The organism is Methylobacterium sp. A54F (genome assembly GCF_053346035.1).
On the sequence record NZ_JBKFBF010000186.1, the window covers coordinates 1 to 291 of the forward strand.

Sequence of the window (291 nt, forward strand, 5' to 3'; positions counted from 1 at the left end):
CGGCCGCCGTCGACGCCGGTGATCTGGCCCGTCAGGTAGGCGGCCTCCTCCGAGACCAGGAAGCTCGCGAGCGCGGCCACGTCCTCCGGCTCCCCGAGCCTCTGGAGGGCGTGCATGCCGGCGATGCCCTGCGCCAGGACGGTGTTGGCGGTGATGGCCCCGGCCAGCGGCGTGCGCGTGAGGGAGGGCGCCTCCACGTTGACCCGCACCTGCGGGGCGAGCTCGGCGGCGAGCGACAGGGCGAGGCCCTCGACCGCGCCCTTGGCCATGGCGACGGAGGCGTGGGACGGG

Annotated in this window: 1 protein-coding gene; it reads right to left on the reverse strand. The window is 76.3% G+C overall.

Features of this window, described 5'->3' with window-relative positions; translation table 11 throughout:
• Window positions 1–291 (reverse strand): SDR family oxidoreductase (locus ACLBXP_RS25900; RefSeq protein WP_447670656.1); only part of this gene is annotated, 291 nt, incomplete at both ends.